The sequence below is a fragment of the Paenibacillus hunanensis genome, assembly GCF_014645615.1.
Lineage (GTDB): Bacteria > Bacillota > Bacilli > Paenibacillales > Paenibacillaceae > Saccharibacillus > Saccharibacillus hunanensis.
The window spans coordinates 7,501-8,952 of record NZ_BMMB01000025.1 but is presented as its reverse complement, the minus strand read 5'-3'; positions in this window follow the sequence as shown (position 1 = coordinate 8,952).

Genomic DNA, 1,452 nt, shown 5'->3' with positions numbered 1-1,452 from the left:
TTTTTTTTTTTTTTTTTTTTTTTTTTTTTTTTTTTTTTTTTTTTTTTTTTTTTTTTTTTTTTTTTTTTTTTTATATATATTTTTCTTACTTTCCTTCTACCTTTTTACTTTTGTAATGTCTTGCCCCCTTAGTAAGCTTCTTCCTTTCTTTTTCTTTTTATTCTTCTTTTCGTCCTCTTGTTCTACCTCCAAATCTTTATTAGGTAAGGGCGTTTATAAAGTAAATAAACACTTTTAGAGTAGTAGGAGCCGGATTATAACAAGGGTAGAGGTTTTTTTTATAAATATAGGAAGAAGAAGGTATTCGGAGGCGACTAAGTCGATCAACTAGAACCTATACGGTCTTGAATGAATTGTTAGGGAAGGGCAGGTAAATAATTGATAGTAGGAAAGAAGAAAAAGAAGAAAAAAAGAAAAAAAAAAAAGAAATTTTGAAAGTAGTAGAAGAAGAAGGGTAGTAGAATTTAGGGGGTATAAACAGTTAGTAGAGTAGGTAGGGTGTTAGGTGGCTTTGGTTGTATGGGTAGGGAGGATATGTTGAGGTTAGTATATTAATAAAGAAGGTTGAATTGGTAAATGTAAAAAGAAAAAGATAAGAGTAATATGAATACTTTTGGTATAGTTATAAGATGTTGTAAATTATATTAGGGAAGATAAAAAGTAGTTAGCTTTTTACTTAGTGGAAACGTAGTTTGAGTGGACGCTGTAGGGTAGGCACGTCTGCTTTATATAAGAAAGGCGCGGCCGAGGTTGAAAAGGTGGAAGAGGGAAAGGCAGTGAAGGGTGGTACTTACCGAGTGCAGGGTAGGCAAGAACGACCGGGTAGGTAAGGAAGGCGCAATCGACCTTTGGAAGCCGAAGTTTTGAAAAGGAAAATTGCGAGTAGGTAGCGCTTATTAAGTGTAGGGTAGGTAAGAACTACAGGGTAGGTACGACGGGCCTGTATGAGAAAGGTAAGATCAAAGTTGAAAAGAAAAAAGTAGTAGGCGGGTAGTACCTACCGAGTGCAGGGTAGGCAGGAATGACCGGGTAGGCAAGGAAGGCGCAACCAACTTGACGAGGAAGGCGTGGTCTTTGTGAACTTGGAGCGAGATTCCTGAGAAGGTGCGACCCAGTTGGGTGGCTGGGTGGCCGTGAGTCGATTTTTAAAATTTCCCATACTGGGGAATTTCGCGGGAGTTGAAAAGTCGCGGCTCAGACCGTCGGGCCGCACCGTCCCCAGACTCGAGGTCGGAGGGTATACAAGAAGGAGCGGCGGAGAGCAATGGGAAAGAGCGAGCGGTAAGACTGCTCGGTCGTCCCTGCCTCCGGCTCCCTCTTACAGGTGTGGGCAAGGACGTACAGGGCCTGCTCCACCTGGAAGCCTTCTGCGGGAGGGCTGCTCTGGCCTGTGGCCTAGGCACCTTCCCGCGGTAACCTGCAAAGGAAACCAAGTTCCAGTTCATGGAGCGT